Genomic DNA, 17,276 nt, shown 5'->3' with positions numbered 1-17,276 from the left:
CGATTTACCGACGGAGATCCACCACGAGGTCTCACGAGCGCACGCGACAGATCATGACTGGGCAGCGCGCGTGGTGTGTGAGGTTACTGCTGGTAGACCCCAGTAGGGCGCTTCTCACCGGACCTCGTCCTCTGCTTCCCACCACGACGAGTTGGGCGTGTTCGGACAGGTCGACGAGAGTGTGCGCGGGGTTGCTCTGTCGGAGAACACGTTCGACTACTACGTCTGGGTACTTCCCGACCCATCCCGCCAGGCTTTCGGCGAGGAGGACCGACTCCTCCTTTTCGATGGCCGCCCAGTCGATGAGGAGCGGCAATGTGACGCCTCCCGCCTGCGATGCGGCACTCCACACATGCGCAGCAATGAGTGGTACCTCCAGCCGCGAGGCTATTTCGAAGGCCATCGCTATCGCAGCGGCGCTAGTAGCGCTGCCGTCGATTCCGACCACTATCGGGGAATTCGGGTCCTGTGCGCCTTCGCGCCACACGACGACAGGGCACGCTGCGGTGTCGGCCACAACCTTTGCGGTGCTACCGAGCAAAGTCGACAGCACAAGGCCTGTCCCGGAGCTACCGACCACCATCAGCCGTGCCGAAGCCGACAGATCGACCAGCATTTCAGCGGATGGCACAGCGTCGACATGGGTGGCCACACTGAGGTACGGATGCCGTTCGAGGATGGCTTTCGCTGCCTCGTCGACGATCCCCTCGGCAGTACGACGCTGCTGCTCCCACACTTCCTCGGGGATCACCATGACGGACTCGGCCATGTAGAACGTCGGTTCCTGCACCGCGCACGCGATGTGCAGTGGAGAATCCAGACGGTCCGCCATGGCTGCAGCCCATAAAGCCGCAGCCGTACTGGTGGGTGAACCATCTACTCCGACAACGATTTCCTGATGATTCGCCAAGACCATGTCAGCCTCCCGACAGAGATAAGGGTGCGGCGACTCACCGCCGATGATCACCACGATTGCACGGCTGAGTTACGCACACGAGAGCACAAAGTCCTCTGATGTAGATGTTGGGCGCGACAACGTGATTCATTGCGCTCTAGCCGAGCAGACCGTGCCGGCGCGCCTCGACCACGGCCTCCGCTCTGGTGGCTACGTCCAACTTGCCCATCAGGTTTCGCATGTACGTTTTGACGGTGTCGACGCTCAACGACAGTCGCGCGGCTATCTCGGCGTTGCGGCAACCGAGCGACGCGTACTCGAGAACCTCGATTTCGCGTTTCGACAATTTCACCGTCGAGGTCCGTCGGTCCGTCGGCAAGATGCGACGCAGGATGTGCTCGACGGCCGTGACCTCTGCCTCGAGGTCGGTGTCTTCGATGCGGTCGGCGATGGATCGCAACGCAAGATAGCTCTCGATGATGGCATCCATCCGGCGGTCGTCCCGCGCTATCGGGGCCTCTATCCTTCCCGAGGACGCCAACATGGCAAGCCTGCGATCGACCTCGTCACGAATGTCGATTTCCCGTGCCAGGCCCTGCGCACGCTCGACGACGAAGTCCGTCAGACGGTCACTGAGGGGTTGATTCACTCGCAACCCGCCGTACAGCGCTCCGCGTATTCGTCCGCGCACGACCACCGACACTGCCAGCAGGGTCTCGATCCCCTCCGCTCCGACCTGATAGTCGTATTCGTGAGTGATCGACAGGGAGTTGGCATAGCCTTGGACACCGATCGGCCGTTGCTCGGCCATCGCGCGGCAACCGACGCCGCACCGAACGTCGATCACGAGGTTGTGGAGAATGGTGCTCCGCGTACCCACTCTTGGGGGTAGCGGTGTTCTCCCTGCTGTCGATAGCGTCAACGGTAACGTGTAGTGCGCGTCAGCAAGACTATCGCTTTTCGAAAGGTCTCATCCGATGCTCGATTCGACACTGTCGTCCGCCGAACTGTCTTCCGCCAACAACACACCGCTCAGCCCGTTGCGTTTCTTGGCGCGTTCGGCGAGAGTATTCCCGAATCGGGTGGCTGTGATTCACGGCGACCGCCGCTATACCTACAAGCAATTCGGTGACGAGGTCGACCGTCTCGCCCGCGTCCTGTCGAGCCGCATCGAGCCCGACGACCGCATCGCATACCTCAGTCCCAACACCCCGGAAATGCTGTTTGCGCACTTCGCCGTTCCCTTGGCAGGGGGCGTCCTCGTCGCTCTCAACTCGCGCCTGACCGGCAGCGAACTCGACTACATCCTCGACCACTCCGGCACCAAGATCTTGTTCGTCGATTCTGAGCTCGTCGAATCCGCCTCCGGTGCCCGCGCGGCAGTGCCGTCGCTACAGGAAATAATCGAGATCCCCGACTCTACGATCGATCCCCCCACCGTTCCAGAAGGCGTTGTCACCGGCCAGTATTCAGACCTTCTCGCCGAGGCCGGCAACCTCGTCGATGCACCCCCGTTGGTCTGGGGCGTAGAGGACGAACAGCAGGTCATAGCAATCAATTACACCTCCGGAACCACCGGCAAGCCCAAGGGCGTGATGTACACCCATCGTGGCGCCTACCTCAATTCGCTCGGCGAAACGTTCCACAACGGTTTCACCGGCTCGACCAAGTATCTGTGGACCCTCCCGATGTTCCACTGCAACGGCTGGTGCACACCCTGGGCCGTCACTCAGGCCGCCGCGACCCACGTCTGTCTGCGCGCGGTTCGCGCCGATGCAGTATGGGATGCAATCGACAATATCGGCGTCACGCACCTGTGCGGCGCGCCGGTTGTCTGTTCGACCATCGCCGAAGCACCCCAAGCACATCACGTGGACGCCCTGCACATCACCACCGCCGGAGCGCCACCCGCACCGAGCATCATCGCCAAGCTCGAAGGACTCGGAATCACCGTCGTCCACGTGTACGGGCTGACCGAGGTATACGGGCCGTACACGATCTGCGAAGTTCAAGACGACTGGCGCGAGCTGAACTCCGACGAGCGCGCCGAGCTGATGTCCAGACAGGGCGTCGGGATGATTCAAGCCGAGGACGCACGCGTCGTCGACCCCGAAATGAACGACGTCGCAGCCGACGGACAGACGATGGGTGAAATCGTCCTTCGCGGCAACAACGTCATGCTCGGCTATTACCGGGATCCGAAAGCCACAGCGGAAGCCTTCTCCGGCGGCTGGTTCCACAGCGGCGACCTCGGGGTAATGCACCCGGACGGCTACATACAGGTCAAAGATCGTGCCAAGGACATCGTCATATCGGGCGGCGAGAACATTTCGACCGTGGAAATCGAACAAGCCCTCATGTCCCACCCAGCGGTTCTGGAAGCCGCCGTAATCGGCGTCCCGCACCCGAAGTGGGGAGAACGCCCCAAAGCATTCGTGATCAAGAAGAAGGACGCCGACGTCAGCGCCGAAGAATTGATCGAGTACACCCGCGGCCGACTCGCAAAGTTCAAGGTCCCCGACGAGATCGTCTTTCCACTGGACCTCCCCCGCACGCCGACGGGCAAGATACTGAAATTCGAGCTGAGGAAGTCGACCGCCTGAGCGCCGGGAAGAACCGCCGGTTCGAGGCGTTTGTGCCTCGATACCGCGGGTAACCGTCCCGCATGGGGACGAGAACGTTCCGCGACCGAGCCGACGCCGGGCAGGCGTTGTCGGTCCTCCTCGACCCCGAAGAGTTCTCCGAGGACGTGCTGGTGCTCGCCTTGCCGCGTGGCGGAGTTCCGGTCGCCGCCGAAGTCGCTACGCCATTGCACGCGCAGCTGGACGTTCTCGTCGTCCGCAAGCTCGGCGTACCCAGGCACCCCGAGCTGGCGATGGGAGCCATCGCCGGCGGTGGAGCGATGGTAATCAACGAAGACGTGATCCGCGCCGAGAAGGTGAATTCGCTTGAGCTGCAACAGGTGATCGCCGACGAAACTCGCGAGCTGAAGCGTCGCGAACAGCTCTACCGCGGAAACGCACCGCCTGCTCGGATCGACGGGAGGTCGGTGATCGTCGTCGACGATGGTGTCGCTACCGGAGCAACTCTGCGAGTGGCGCTCGAGGTTGTGCATCGCTACGGCCCCACCCGCGTCATTGCGGCCGTACCCGTAGCTCCGGCTTCGACTCGCGGTGCGCTCCAACACCTCGTCGACCGGTTCGTGTGCGTCTCCACACCTCGCCGGTTCTTCGGGGTGGGAGCGTCGTACACACAATTCGAGCAGACCACCGACGAGGAAGTGCGCGCCACACTCGCCGACGCGTCCGCCCGACATCAGCGCGATCAGTGATGTGTGGCCCGGAAAGTCAGGCTTTCGCCACCAGAGGGGCGACCTCGGTGCCGAGTAACTCGATCCCGCGGAGCAAGTCACCATGGGCGAGCCGCGGGTTCGTCATCTGCAGCGACAACCGGTCGACGCCGCCCAACTGTTCCCCTACCCGCAGGATCTTCTCGGCCACCGTCTGCGGGTCTCCCATGAAGAAGGCACCGTCGGGCCCGGATGTGGCGTCGAACTGCTGGCGGGTCGGCCGGGCGAAACCGCGCTCTCGGGAGATTTTGGTGAACATTTCATTCCAGCCGGGGTAGATGGTGTCTGCTGCCACTTTCGTGGTCTCGGCGACGAAGCCGAATACGTGCAGCCCTACCTGCAGCTTCTCTGGGGCGTGACCGGCCTGGGCTCCTGCGCGCCGGTACAGGTCTACGAGTGGGGCGAACTGGCGCGGCTCACCACCGATGATCGCAATCATCAGTGGCAGCCCCAGCATGCCCGCGCGGGCGAAAGACTCCGGGGTTCCACCGACGCCGACCCAGATCGGCAAAGGATCCTGCACCGGCCGCGGGTAAATGCTCTGCTGGACCAGTGGTGGGCGATGCCGACCGGACCACGTGACCTCGACGTTGTCGCGGATCTGCAGCAACAGTTCCAGCTTCTCGGTGAAGAGAGAGTCGTAGTCGGCGAAATCGAGGCCGAACAGCGGAAACGACTCGGTGAACGACCCGCGTCCTACGACCAGGTCGATCCGGCCCTTCGAGATCAGATCCAGGGTGGCGAACTCCTGGAACACGCGCACCGGATCGTCTGCGCTGAGCACCTTGACCGCACTGCCGAGGCGAATCCGTTCCGTTCGAGCGGCCGCGGCGGCCAGAATGATCGACGGTGCCGAGTCGTAGTATTCGCTGCGGTGATGCTCGCCGATCCCGAACGAGTACAGCCCTACCTGGTCAGCAAGGGCGATTTCCTCGAGCAGGTGCCCCATCCGCTCGGCCGGCCCGATCACCCGGCCGTCCGTCGGGTCTGTCACGGAGGAGACGAAGCTGTCTACGCCAACATGCATGATGCGACCTCTCGATTCAGGGCGGACGGATCCACCCGCATTGGAGTCGATTCAACCACTCCGGATGAAAGGGTTCCGGGTCGCAGGCCAGATCGGTTGTCGCACGGTTCACCCCGATGACGGCGGAGTCTTCGGCTACTTCGCCTCGTAGCGCAGCAAGACCGCGCCGCCGGAGAAGGTGCGGTTCTCGACCAGTCGCAGCGAGATCCATGACGGCAGGGACGGAAAGAACGGTATGCCGCCGCCGACTGCGATCGGCGAAATCACGATCCGGTATTCGTCCACCAGTCCCGCCTGCACGATAGGTGCGGCCAAAGTCGCCCCTGCCACCGCCAACCTGCCTTCGGTTTCGGCTTTCAGCTTCCTCACCACCTCGACCGGGTCACCGCGTTCGAGGCGGGAGTTCCAGTCGACGGATTCCAGGGTGCGGGAGAACACGACCTTGGGCATGTTGCACCAGATGTGCGCGAAGTCCACGATCGTCGGGTTGGCGTCCGGGGACTTGTCGGCGGTCGGCCAGAACGCGGACATCAGTTCGTAGAGCCGCCGCCCATAGAACGACAAGGCAGTCTCCCGCTCGAGGTCGTTCCAGTACTGGTGCAGTTCTTCGCTCGGTTCGGACCAGTCGATGCTGCCTTGGGCGTCGGCGATGTACCCGTCCACCGATACGGTGAATCCATAACTGAGTTTTCCCATGCAGGTGAAGACTGCGCCGGCGGGCAAAACTCATCGCTATTCATACTCGGCCATTTCTCAACCGACTCTTGATCACAGCCTGAAAATCGTTGCCCCTGTGCTCGGCAACGACCCGTGGAATAGTGCGCACATGCCTCCGTCCTGGCCCGCTCGTCTCGATGTCGGCGCAGTTCGATTTGCGCGTCCCACCGCAAACTACGAAGAGGTACTCGTTTTCTACCGCGACAGTGTCGGACTACGGGTTCTGGCGCAGTGGCGAAATCACAGCGGATACGACGGGGTCGCATTCGGTTTGCCGGGCGCCCCCGTTCACATGGAGTTACTGTAGTTCGGCGAATCGCCACGCATTCCTGACCGGGACCCGAGAATCAGCTGGTCCTCTACCTCAAAGGTCCGGAAGCCTTGGCGGCCCCATCCAAGCGATTCAACGATCACGGTCGGACCCCGGTTGAGGCAGCCAACCCGTACTGGACGGACCACGGTGCCGTGTTGTTCGAGGACCCGGACGGGTGGCTGGTGGTGTTGGCGCCCCGGACATTCGAGTAGAGCGGCACCAGCATCCTTGCCTGCTGCACGTTCTCGATCAGACGCCCTCTTTGGCAACCATTGACCTAGGCCCAGCCAAGTTCGTTCCGCTGCCGGCAGAGAGCGAAATCGATTGGCTCATTGGGAACTTCGGCAGACTCGGTGTGATCATCACGGGCATAGCCTGCGTGTAGCGGGCTTCTCGTGCGTCATCCAGCAACTGCGAGAAAGGTGAGATAGCCTGCACATCGGATCGCGTGATCCGCCAATCGATCGGTTATTCACATGAAAAGATTCGCCGCAGTTTTCCTCATCGCCGGAGCGATTGCGCTCGGCTCTCCCGCCGCAGCCATCGCAGCACCGATAGGCACCGGCAGTGCCGAGATGGGCGGGCCATTCTATGGGGCGCTTCCGTCCTGGTCAACCATCTTGGCTGCATTCGCTCAGTGCGGATCCGCCGCCATCGGAAACACGGCGTGCGGCACTGGGGCTTCGCCGCTTCCCGTCATCTCCTAACTGGCGACGGAGAGGCTCGAGCTACTTGCGGGCTTCGAGCTTTCCATCCGCTCGGTGATCAGCAGACCGACCTTCCCGCTGTGATGCAGCGCGTTGTCCACCCTGTCATCCCAGCTGTGATCTAGGATTGATCGAACAGGGCATAATTGGCGCAGCGATCAGAGCTGCAATCGCTGGCAGAAAGTCCGAAATTTTCTGAAACCAGATCATCGAAGGTACCGGCACACACGGCGAACAAGCCAATCAGTCCGTGAACCGGACTCACGGCAAGACACCGGCGTGCAATCCATCGAGTTCCGAAGCTTGCCCTGCCCGGCGTTGCGGGCCGAACAAGCAACTCGCTGGTGGGGCTGCTCTCCGTGTACTCGATCTCGATCGCACGGCCCCGTCATCTACCTGCTGGAGCGGTACGTCGTCTGCAGCCCGACGTCCGCGCCAGCAACTGGGACCTGTCACTGACCGAGCGAGTATTTGCACCCAACGAGCGGATCGAGGCGTTGCGTGGCCAGTGCGAGGAGCAGGTGATGGACGATCACACTGCGTCACCGCAGTGACGGTCAGGGGGCTTGCGAGGAGACGCGCCCAACCGATCCACCGTGCCCAGGACGGTTCCGGTGGCTCCACCGATATCGGCTCTCCTAGTCTGAGCAATGACGGCGACGGCAGCCGCGATCACATCGCCGATCCTGTCGCGAAATAGGGCGCCTGAGATACCGAAGTAAAGTTTGTTTCGTCTGTCTGCTTCCCGCCTTCTCCTCTGGCGATGGGCATTCCGCTCACCTCACAGACACTTGATTCCCCCTCAATGCCGGTGCTCCCAAAGTCGTCGTCCACGAGGGAATCTCGTTCGGGGCCACTCCCCCTGCCTGGCCGTAGATCACGGCCAGGGTGTCGCGCTCGAAATCGGAACCCTCGTAGCTTGCCGGTGCGGCATCACCGGTCGCAGCCCTGGGCACTGCCGAGTACTGCGGGGACGGTAGCTCTGGAACATCCTGCGGTCCTGGGTTTCTCGATGGAACCTGGTAGGAACCGTCGTTCGCGGAACCACCCGGGTACTGGGGGAAGAACTCTCCCGCGGCAGTGTCCGCCGGGGTGTAGCAGTGCGGTCCACGATCGTCGAACAACCGGGGCTCGTCCTGATTGGGCAGATATTTCCCCCTAGGGTTGACCAACGGCATCGAGACGTTGATGCCCCGATATTCGTCACCGACGCCGATGACCTCCTGTGCGCGCGCCACAATGGGGGCGAACTGCGCAAATGTGCATCCGAACGACGGTGAATACTCTGCCAGCAACCCCAGCGCCTCCCTCGAATCGGCAGCGATAGCGATCAGATTCGACGAGTTGGCCTGGAGGAAATCGGCTGTACTCGAACTGGTCGACGTCAACGACGAAATCAACGTATCCACCGCAGGACGCTGTTCTACCAACGTGTTTCCGGTGACGCTGAGATTGTCGAGAGCATCGATCAGCTGCGGAGCCGCATCGGAATAGGTCTCGGAGAAGTCAGCGAGACCGCGCAGACCCTGCTTGATGTTCGGGAGTTCAGTGTTCAAGCCTTTGAAGATATTGTCCAACCGGTCGATCGTGAAGCCGAGTTGTTCACCGCGCCCGCTCAACCCCTGTGCCAGCGCACCGAGCGTACTCGCCAGGTCCTGCGGCGGAATCGCTTCGAGCAACGGCAGCAGGTTGTCGAGCAATTGACCGACCTCGATCGCATTGCCGCTGGTGTCCTGCTTCAAGACAGTGCCGTTGGTGATCGGCGACGCCGTATCACCTGGCGGGACTATCAGCGATACGTACCGCTCACCGAACAACGTCTTCGGAAGCAGCCGAGCTGTGGTGTTCGACGGGATCAACTCCGCCTTGTCCGGATCGATCGCCAGATGAGCGGTGACGACTCCGGCTTCGGTGGACGCCGAGCGCACCTCACCGACGATGAGGCCACGAACCTTGACATCTGCGTTGGCAGGCAAGGCGTTGCCGACCGAATCGGTCACGAGATCGATACTGACGACCTTCTTGAACGTCTTGTTGTACGAGGTGACCGACCATCCCACGAACAAGATGATCGTCAGCACCAACGCGAGCCCAAGCAGGCGCCGTTTGAGCAGCGACGGAGAGTCGATCATTCGAGAGCGCCTACCGCGAAATCATTCATGACCGAAATCTTAATGTAACCCAACGTAACACCGACTGTGGTGTCCCCTCCATCACGCAGAGCACAATGCGGGCCAGCGAAGAAACCGAGTCGCAACAGGGCTCACCCCCCTTGCGCGTCGCGATATCGCTCACCGACACGCTTTCCGACCGCCTATCGACCGGTCTATGCTTTTCAGGATGTTTGATTGTGCCTGAGATCAAAGGGCCATGGGATCTAGACCGCCATGCATCCCTCGAGGACATCGTTTGAAGGGAGCGCCAGATCAACGGTGGATCCGACCTTGGCGCCGGTTAGTTACCGTTCGGGGTGATGCGTCCGTCGAAGGTGATCGCGAACGCATTGAGCGCGCTGGCTTCCAACTCATTGCACGTCGCGCCTTACCTTTCCCGGCGGGATCCAGCGCCCGCGTCGCGAGGTACAGATATTGAGTGCCGCTTGTTCGGTCGGGAAGTGCCCACGCGCACGCACAGCACGTCTGTAGCGGGCGTGGACGGACTCGATCGCGTTCGTCGAGCAGATCTGCCCTCCGGACCTCCACGTCGTAGTCCGGCAACGGCACGAATTCGCTCCACGCGTTGTTCCGCATCTTGATGATCACCGGGTACTGCTCTCCCCATTTCTTGGTGAACTCGGTGAACCGTTCCTTCGCCGCGGACTCCGACAGTGCGGTGTAGACCGGCCGTAGATCAGGCGATAATTCATCCCAGCACTTTCGGGATGCGAACCGAGATATGTTGAGCATCAGATGAATATGCATGTCTGTACAACCATCGGTTTCCATAGTTGATCGCATCGGGCAGACCCTTGGGGCCGTCGCACACCACGATGCAGACATCGGCGATACCTCGGTTTTTGATTTTTTGTGAGCACCGAGAGCCAGCACTCCGCGCCTTCACCGCCGTTCCCGGCCCACATACCCAAGATGTCGCGTTCACCGTTGACGGTGACACCGATCGCGACGAACATCGGCCTGTTGGTGACCTGCCCGTCCCGCACTTTGACGTGGTCGGCGTCGATGAACATCACCGGGTAGACCCGCTCGCGTAGCCTGTTCTGCCAGGAAGTCGTTCCCGACAACCTTGTCGGTTATGCGTGAGACGATGTCCTTCGACACCGCCGCACCGTCGATGCCCTGGAAGCGTGCGGGCGCTTCACCGGTCGTCAAACCTTTTGCCTTGAGCGACTATACGATCTCGTCGCCGAAATGTTTTTCGAGCACCGACGCCGTTCCCGGGGTGGGCGAGTGCGTGTTCGGCGACGACCTCATTCATGGACGGGTCGACGATGACGAGTCTGCCGTTGCCCTGCACGAGCCGGACAGTGATGCCGATCAGCCGAGTGGGCACCGAATATCGAGCGAAGGCGAACCGCACGCACAAGAGGCTGTCGACCTTGCGGGTGACCGGTGGTTGACCGATCTGCAACCGTAGTGATGGCAACGGCGACAGCACTCACGCTCTTCTGCGAGCTTGTCGTCGGGGACCGCACAGATCTCCGAATGCACCCTCGCGTTGACTTCTAGGCACCATGTCTTCGCTGCAGCATTGGCGGCATGGACATCGACGGTACTGCCGGCGACTGCAACTTCGGTGATCATCGGGACAGCGGTATCGCGTTGGGCGTAACCGATGAGGTTCTCCACCACCCCTTCCGATTGCGGGTCGTTGGGGTTGCCGAAGGTTGGGGGCGCAGCCGTATTGGGTGGCGAAGCGGACGTAGTCCGGCGTCGGGATGACGAAGTTTGCGATGACACCACCTTTGAGCCTTGCCATGCGGTCGGCGAGAACCTTCGTTGGGATTCCCCCGGCCGCGGCCAGTGGTTCTGCAATCAATCCCATTGTTGTGGTTGCTTTCTCATCACTTGCGGACGCGGCGAACGGCCACCGTGAACACGCCATCACCGCGCAGAACAGGTGCAGTACTCCGACAGTGCCCCAATCGAGGATCAGGCAGTCACCCGGTGCCCAGACCGCTGGGCGGCGGCCGCGGTGATGGTCCGTGCGCCAGCGTTTCGTGAAGTGGCAGCGGATACGGACTCATCCGGGGCCGTGGTGTAGCCCGACTGAAGCACAGGTACGTTCCATCAGCCGACCGAGTTGCTCGCACACCTAGCCCTGTGCGTTACCAAAGAGTCGAGGATGCGGTTCGCTCCTTGGATCGCCATGCCAGCAGCACACCGTCGCCCTCGGGCCGCGACCAAGGCAAGAAGAAGCCGACGGCAAGTGCACACGCCAACGAGGCGCCTACTGTGATGTACGAGGCGAGCTGAAAGCCTTCCAGCGAAGCATCTTTCATGGCGTAGATCAGCTCCGCTTTCTGACTCGCGAAGATCGAGTTGGTCGGAGCCTTAGCAATCTCGATGACACTGATGACGGTCTCCCGAGCAAAACTCTTCTGATAAGGGTTCATGACTGTGTCGGGAAGTGCGTCGATCCGCGGCCCGACCTTGGTCGTGTAGATGGATGCGACGATCGAACCCAGCACAGCAACCCCCAACGTGCCACCCACTTCCCTGGTGGTGTCGTTGACGGCCGATCCAGCCCCAGCCTCGTCCAGCGATACCGAGGACATGATCGATTCGGTGGCCGGCCCCTGAACTATCGCCAGCCCAAGTCCCATGAGGACCATCGAAATCAATACCGGACCGACATAGGGTGTTTCGACTTTCACTTGCCCGGCAACGAACATCCCGATACTCATCACGACCAAACCGAACACGATCACCGAGGTGGTTCCCACCCGCTGCGCGATAACGGTGGCGAGTGGCGCACCGACGGCAATTGCGACGGCGAAGGGAAGCGAGTGGAGGCCGATTCAACTTGCCGTCTACACATCGCGGGCCGACCGTGCTCTCGTGAGCTCTCTGAGAATGCGCTCCTCGCTGGACCGAATCGGGGCGTGTGGGGACAACAGCATGACCGAAAGTCTCTTCGTTGCTTTCAAGAAAGAATGCGTCTACCAAACGCTATACGTCACCAAAGGAAAAGCGCGACAAGACATCATCAAATACATTGGCGTTTTCTACAATCCGCGACGCAGGGATTCATCGGTCGGGTACCGAACCCCCAACGATGTCCACAGAAGTTACGAGCAATCCGCCATCGCGGCCTGACAATAGTCATCTCCATTGTCCGAAATCCTCGCGGCAGATCAGTCCGTGATGTCGAGATCTCAATTCAAGTATTGAATGTTGCTGAGGATCAATTGAAAATGACGAAAGGCAGTTGGAGTTGGATTCAGAAGTTACCGGTGCGGTTATCTGTAATTTTGCCGAGGTGATGATCTGTGACAGGGCACTGGGACTGGATGAAGGGTCTTCGTCTGCAAAAAGTCGGGGCGCTTGCGATGTGAGAGCCTCCGTTCGGTGGCGGTGGCGGTGGCGGTGGCGGTGGCGGTGGCGGTGGCGGTGGCGGTGGCGCATCAAGCAATGTCCACCGCCACCAGAGTGGCTATCCTTCAGTTGCGTGCGATGGGCGCGAACAGCGGTCCTCCGCCGAACACGTCGCGCAAGGACCGCGGACGTCGCCCATCGCTCTCGAGGACGCCGTACCGCTCGCCTGCCTCAGCAGAGGCAAGCGCCTGGCCAGTGGATTCGTGAACGGCTGAATCGTTTGCAAGCGCAGCGATCACTCGGCCTTGAAATTCTAGTGTCTCCCCATCTATCACGGGCACACCAGCGATACCGTCGATGTCTGTCGCGAGAAGCGCCTCCGTCAGCACTGAACCTGGCCACAAAAGACAATACGGAGAGCCCATGTGGAAGCAGTTCTCGCGCCATATCGTTGGTTATCTTGTACAGACCAGTTTTTTCAGAGCCCATATAAAACCGAGTGCAAGTACTGGGGCCCCGAAGGACGAGATGTTCACGATCAGCCCGGACTTTCGCGGCACCGTTACTCAGCATGCTGCAACGCTGGCTACGAAATGGGCCCGGAGTCCGACACTGATCAGTGAGTCCCGAACGCTCAGTGGTCGCTCCCAAACACGTTGCTCGTTGTTCATATCGATGGCTGGAGCGACCCAGACGTTGTTCACCAGCAGGTCCAACTGCCCTTGCGCACGGACACAGCGGTCTATGAGCGCGCAGTGACTTGGGTATCGTCTCGGTGATCGCATACGACCGCGTGCCCGACTCCGCCGCCGGCCCCGATCAGTTCGACTGCGTCGTTCAACGGGCTCCCGGGACCTGCAGGTCCACGTCCGGTGACGTAGACAGTCCATCCGGCTGCACCTAGTGCGGTGGCGACACCGCGCCCGACGCCTCGGCTGGCTCCGGTGACACAACTCGGCGCTGTTCAGGGCCCTGGCCTGTCATGAGAGGTTGTCCACAACGGTCGCCTCGGGATCAAGCCGGCGTGTGACGGCCCAGAGGATAGTGGCGTGGCACTTGCTCATCTTCCACTGTCCGTCCTCAACCACGTAGGCATCGTCGTACTCGATGGCACTGACTTTCTCTGTGCGGTCTCGCATGTTCAGCTGCCGGAACCGTAGCGTCCAGGCACCTTCTGCGGTGGTGTCGCTGGTCAGTTGGATATCGGGGTGGAGTCCGTGATGCATATCCAGAATCAGATGCTTGCCGCCGTCTTTTTCCAATGCCACTGCTCTATAGACGCCGGCGATGCCGTCTGCGTCGTCGAAAGCGCCCACCTCGCCGAAGTCGATCGATGCGCCAACAGCGACAAAGCTAGCCCGGAATCCCTCGGGGTCTTTTCCATCGCACGCGCGCCAGTATCGGTACTTCAGCGCTTTGATCGCTTCAATGGCCTCGAGTCGAGAGATTCGCTGCTCCAAGGTCTCCGTGCTGGATACGGTGTTCATTGTGACCTCCTGATCAATGGGTTTGGTGCGTGAAGTCGCTAGCTCTACCGTCCTGCTGAGAGCGGACCACATTGAGATTGCCCAATCTCCATATATGCGGGCTTGATAGAATGGCGTCCCATTCCCCAGGCAGTGGGGTGACGTTGGGGGTCAGTCAGCTACTTCGCTTCTATCCATGCTTGGTCGAACAGCATGATGCCAGCGGCGGTCGGAACAATGTTGTGGACATTTTTCTGCCAGGCCCAGAACGAGGGCAGCCCGCTGATCGGCGCGGACGGCACAGTCTCATTCCATAGGGTCTGGATCTCCGACAGAACCTCTTCTGATGCCTTGCCATCCTTCGCGTGTTGCAGGTCGAGGAGCAGCTTGTCCATATCAGGGTTCACGTAGCCGGCTGTGTTTGAGCGGGATTGACTGTTCACGGTCGAATACAGGCCAAGATCGGGGATCGCCTCGTATAGTCCCATTCCCGAGTGTGACAAGTCGAAATCATGCTTGACGTAGACCTTCATGCCTAGGTCTACGACATTATTGACGGGGATGATGTTCACCTCGAACCCGACGGCCTGCAGGAGAGACTGGACCGCAAGTCCGCCAGCTTGGTCCTTCGGCTCACTGAGCACAACATAGTCAAGCGTCCCACTGAACCCGTCAGCCTTGGCCTGCGTCACCAGCTCAGTGGCTTTAGCCGGGTCATATGCGACTCCGGGCGTGTCTGTGTGCCAAAGTGACGTAGGGCCGAACAATTCAGAGCCGGGCAGTCCTTCACCGTTCTCAGCGCGTTGGTCGATGAGCTCGGGATCCAGAGCATAGGCGATTGCTTGGCGCACCCGCACATCTGATCCGGGGCGGCCCTCCCTGTTGTTGATGATCTCGGCGCCACCGGTGTTGAGGACGCTGATGTAGCCGGGGTAGCCCTTCTCCTTGGCGGTGTTGATCGCCGAGCTGTTACCCCGGATATACGCAATGTCGAGCTGGCCGGCCTCCAGAGACTCAAGGTTGGCCTGTGGTCCGTTGAGTGGCACCATCCGGAGCTGGTCAAGGTTGACTTGGCCGCCGTAGTACGTCGTATTCGCCTTGAACACGCGCTCTTCATTGGGAGAGAACTTCTCATCGATGAACGGGCCAGCACCGATCGCTGTGAAGGTGTCGCCTCCGCCCGCAGCCGGCGCGACGATCATGCCGTGCCCGAGCGCGAGCATCGACGGGAACCGCTGCCACGGCGCGTTGAGGAGGAAGACAACAGTGGACGCGTCGGCCGACTCGATCGACGCCACGGAGTCGAGCCAGAGTTCAGCACCGTTGCCCTTGCCCTCGTTGTAACGGTTGATACTCGCGATCACGGCGTCGGCATCGAGTGGGGTGCCGTCGCTGAACTTCACGTCACTGCGCAGCTTCAGCGTCCACGTGGTGCCCCCGTCGTTGGTATCGAGGGACTGCGCCAACTTCGGCTCGAACCCGCCAGTGCCGGTGTCGTAACTCATCAACACGTCGTAAACGGCTGCGAGCGCGCCCCCTGCGTCATCACGTGCGCCGGTCTTTGCCGGGTCCAGTGAGGTGGGCAACAACTGAACGCCATAAGTCAGCGTCCCGCCCATGACCGCCTCGCCTGCCTGCGACTGCACGTTGACCATGCCTGTTTGAAAGGAGCTGTCAGCGCTGGATCCACCGCTACCATTGGCGTCACTGGCGTCGTTGCTCGCGCAGCCGGCGAGTAGGGCACCGGCACCGAGCAGTGCGAATGCTGTCCGTGTGTACTTCGCGAACCAGTATCTCGTCACATTGATCTCCGCATTCTGTATGGGGTCTGGACATAGTGGTTCTTGCAGATAAGGGCAACGCATATTGCGCCGAACGCCAGGAAAATCGCGTCTCCACGCAACGAAATAACGCTGGTGACACGTTGAAATCAGCGTTTATAGGCAAAGGTTCGCCCTTGTTACCGCTAACGATGGGTTGCGCTTGCGGCTGCTTGGGCGCTTGCCGTGCAAATCAGGTCATGTGGTCCGAGGTCCTGGCACTTGGCCGGACGCTTAGAGAACCGAACTCGTAAACCGCGTGCTCGATGACATCACGCATCCATGCTCTATCGGCAGTCAGGTTCGACAGGGTGTGTGGATCGACGGCATGGATCGGCATCGGACCTCCTCGTTCGGTCCCTTCATCTTGGATGTTGTGTGGGATGAAACACCAATACCAACTCGATGAGGATCTAACATGTTGAAGTGATTGATATTTCTATGCGTGAGCTGCGGTACGTGGCGGTTCTCGATCGTGAGCTCAACTTCACCCGCGCTGCGGCGGCGATTCCGATGGCTCAGCCTGCGCTGAGTCAGGCGATCGCGCGCATGGAACGGCGTTTGGGTGTGCAGTTGTTCCGGCGCACCAGTCGTCTTGTCCAACCGACCGCTGCGGGGTCGTTGCTCGCGGAGCGGGCGCGCGCGATCCTGCAGGATACTGCGCTCGCTGTCCTCGACGCCCAGATTCTTGGGGGTACCGCGAAGTTGCGGATGTATGTGGCCGAGCCGTCGCTGCAGTTGCCACGCCTGGTATTGGGTGCCATCCGTGCTGAGGTTCCGATACCCGTGCACCAGACATCGGTGCCATGGAACGAGGTCTCTGACCAATTGCGTACTGGGGAGTTGGCGATGGCGCTGGGTCCAGAAGTGAACGGCCAGGGACTGGTTTCTGAGTTGCTGCGCGAAGAGACGGTTGTGGTGGTGATGGATCAGTCCCATCCGCTGGCGAACCGCCAGATACTCACTATCGCGATGCTCGCGCAGCATCCTACTGTGTCGATTGACCGCACGATGAGTTCCTGGGACATGACGGTGGAGCGGATGTTCGAGCGAGCCGACTACACACCATGGTGGACCGAGTCGACGGCGTTCGGGGCCGTGGCCGCGGCCGATCTGGTCGCTGACGGAGTGTCGACGCTGCTGGCTCTCGAATCCATCACCGCTGATCAACCGCAGGGAAGAGTGTGTCGGCCTTTGTCCATACCATGGACAGAGGGCTGGTTTTTGAGCTATCGGGCTGCTTCCCAAGAGCTGCCTGCAGTGGCCGCAGCGGCCGCAGCGGCACGCTCCGTCCTCGGCGCTGATGTTTACAGCTGAGTGGAAAATTCGAGGCGAACTACTGCGAGACGACTAGATGAGACGCCGTGTCTTGCAAACTTGCAGGCCCTCGACATCGACAGACACCTAGAAGGCGTTGTCTCAGGCTTCGGCTACCACCACACGATTCCAGCCAACGTCTTATCTGCCCTGACTCGCGTCGGATGACT

General features: G+C 60.9%; 16 protein-coding genes and 2 pseudogenes. 8 read left to right on the top strand and 10 right to left on the bottom strand.

The genetic code is table 11. From position 1 onward, the window contains the following. Nucleotides 1-31 precede the first annotated feature (31 nt). Together E5720_RS18105 and E5720_RS18100 are read right to left on the bottom strand one after the other, a co-directional pair. Entirely contained in the window at nt 32-916 is an 885-nt protein-coding gene (locus E5720_RS18105; RefSeq protein ID WP_136171790.1) for a universal stress protein, read from the bottom strand. A gap of 136 nt (nt 917-1,052) precedes the next feature. Then, a complete protein-coding gene (locus E5720_RS18100; RefSeq protein ID WP_247596041.1) occupies nt 1,053-1,742 on the bottom strand; it encodes a LuxR C-terminal-related transcriptional regulator in 690 nt (229 codons plus the stop codon). A 130-nt stretch (nt 1,743-1,872) separates the two neighbouring features. On the opposite strand from E5720_RS18100, the gene E5720_RS18095 reads away from it, so the two are divergent. Both E5720_RS18095 and E5720_RS18090 read left to right on the top strand, forming a co-directional pair. Then, the gene (locus E5720_RS18095) at nt 1,873-3,498 is read left to right on the top strand and encodes an acyl--CoA ligase family protein (protein ID WP_136171789.1); all 1,626 of its coding nucleotides are present in this window, start codon (nt 1,873-1,875) and stop codon (nt 3,496-3,498) included. Between the two features lie 62 nt (nt 3,499-3,560). Then, nucleotides 3,561-4,226: a phosphoribosyltransferase family protein gene (locus tag E5720_RS18090; protein ID WP_136171788.1), complete on the top strand. Its 666-nt coding sequence runs from the start codon at nt 3,561-3,563 to the stop codon at nt 4,224-4,226. Nucleotides 4,227-4,242: 16 nt separating this feature from the next. On the opposite strand, the gene E5720_RS18085 is transcribed toward E5720_RS18090, so the two are convergent. Both E5720_RS18085 and E5720_RS18080 read right to left on the bottom strand, forming a co-directional pair. Further along, nucleotides 4,243-5,271, bottom strand: a complete 1,029-nt coding sequence (locus E5720_RS18085; RefSeq protein WP_136171787.1) for an LLM class flavin-dependent oxidoreductase — start codon at nt 5,269-5,271, stop codon at nt 4,243-4,245. Between the two features lie 135 nt (nt 5,272-5,406). After that, nucleotides 5,407-5,967, bottom strand: a complete 561-nt coding sequence (locus tag E5720_RS18080) for a dihydrofolate reductase family protein (protein ID WP_136171786.1) — start codon at nt 5,965-5,967, stop codon at nt 5,407-5,409. A 130-nt stretch (nt 5,968-6,097) separates the two neighbouring features. On the opposite strand from E5720_RS18080, the gene E5720_RS21860 reads away from it, so the two are divergent. The 4 genes from E5720_RS21860 to E5720_RS18065 all read left to right on the top strand — a co-directional run bounded on the left by E5720_RS21860 (nt 6,098) and on the right by E5720_RS18065 (nt 7,562). Beyond that, nucleotides 6,098-6,295, top strand: a complete 198-nt coding sequence (locus tag E5720_RS21860; RefSeq protein WP_210729903.1) for a hypothetical protein — start codon at nt 6,098-6,100, stop codon at nt 6,293-6,295. 74 nt (nt 6,296-6,369) lie between these two features. Continuing rightward, complete coding sequence (locus E5720_RS21855) at nt 6,370-6,513, top strand: hypothetical protein (RefSeq protein WP_210729902.1); 144 nt, start codon at nt 6,370-6,372, stop codon at nt 6,511-6,513. Between the two features lie 264 nt (nt 6,514-6,777). Then, complete coding sequence (locus E5720_RS18070) at nt 6,778-7,008, top strand: hypothetical protein (protein WP_136171785.1); 231 nt, start codon at nt 6,778-6,780, stop codon at nt 7,006-7,008. Between the two features lie 344 nt (nt 7,009-7,352). Then, entirely contained in the window at nt 7,353-7,562 is a 210-nt protein-coding gene (locus E5720_RS18065; RefSeq protein WP_136171784.1) for a hypothetical protein, read from the top strand. A gap of 222 nt (nt 7,563-7,784) precedes the next feature. On the opposite strand, the gene E5720_RS18060 is transcribed toward E5720_RS18065, so the two are convergent. Next, complete coding sequence (locus tag E5720_RS18060) at nt 7,785-9,140, bottom strand: MCE family protein (protein WP_136171783.1); 1,356 nt, start codon at nt 9,138-9,140, stop codon at nt 7,785-7,787. A 322-nt stretch (nt 9,141-9,462) separates the two neighbouring features. Beyond that, nucleotides 9,463-10,370, bottom strand: a pseudogene (locus E5720_RS18055) (IS256 family transposase); the annotation flags it as partial. On the opposite strand from E5720_RS18055, the gene E5720_RS21760 reads away from it, so the two are divergent. Continuing rightward, nucleotides 10,273-10,602: a hypothetical protein gene (locus E5720_RS21760; protein ID WP_168708254.1), complete on the top strand. Its 330-nt coding sequence runs from the start codon at nt 10,273-10,275 to the stop codon at nt 10,600-10,602. The pseudogene E5720_RS18055 and the gene E5720_RS21760 overlap by 98 nt on opposite strands. Before the next feature lie 691 nt (nt 10,603-11,293). Here E5720_RS21760 and E5720_RS18045 read toward each other — a convergent pair. The 4 genes and pseudogenes from E5720_RS18045 to E5720_RS18020 form a co-directional block, all read right to left on the bottom strand. Next, nucleotides 11,294-11,911, bottom strand: a complete 618-nt coding sequence (locus E5720_RS18045; RefSeq protein WP_210729901.1) for a hypothetical protein — start codon at nt 11,909-11,911, stop codon at nt 11,294-11,296. A 717-nt stretch (nt 11,912-12,628) separates the two neighbouring features. Next, nucleotides 12,629-13,458 (bottom strand): annotated as a pseudogene (locus tag E5720_RS21850) (SDR family NAD(P)-dependent oxidoreductase); the annotation flags it as partial. 25 nt (nt 13,459-13,483) lie between these two features. Further along, nucleotides 13,484-13,990 (bottom strand): nuclear transport factor 2 family protein, encoded by a 507-nt coding sequence (locus E5720_RS18025; RefSeq protein WP_136172794.1) that lies wholly within the window; start codon nt 13,988-13,990, stop codon nt 13,484-13,486. Between the two features lie 158 nt (nt 13,991-14,148). After that, nucleotides 14,149-15,624, bottom strand: coding sequence for an ABC transporter substrate-binding protein (locus E5720_RS18020; RefSeq protein ID WP_247596040.1), 1,476 nt, complete (start codon nt 15,622-15,624; stop codon nt 14,149-14,151). Nucleotides 15,625-16,215: 591 nt separating this feature from the next. Here E5720_RS18020 and E5720_RS18015 point away from each other — a divergent pair. Continuing rightward, complete coding sequence (locus E5720_RS18015) at nt 16,216-17,106, top strand: LysR family transcriptional regulator (protein ID WP_136171780.1); 891 nt, start codon at nt 16,216-16,218, stop codon at nt 17,104-17,106. Nucleotides 17,107-17,276 lie beyond the last annotated feature (170 nt).

Origin of the sequence: Rhodococcus sp. PAMC28707 (assembly GCF_004795915.1) — a bacterium.
In the GTDB taxonomy this organism is placed as follows: Bacteria; Actinomycetota; Actinomycetes; order Mycobacteriales; family Mycobacteriaceae; genus Rhodococcoides.
Note: the sequence above shows the minus strand (reverse complement) of the source record. Positions and strands in the feature narration are given on the sequence as shown.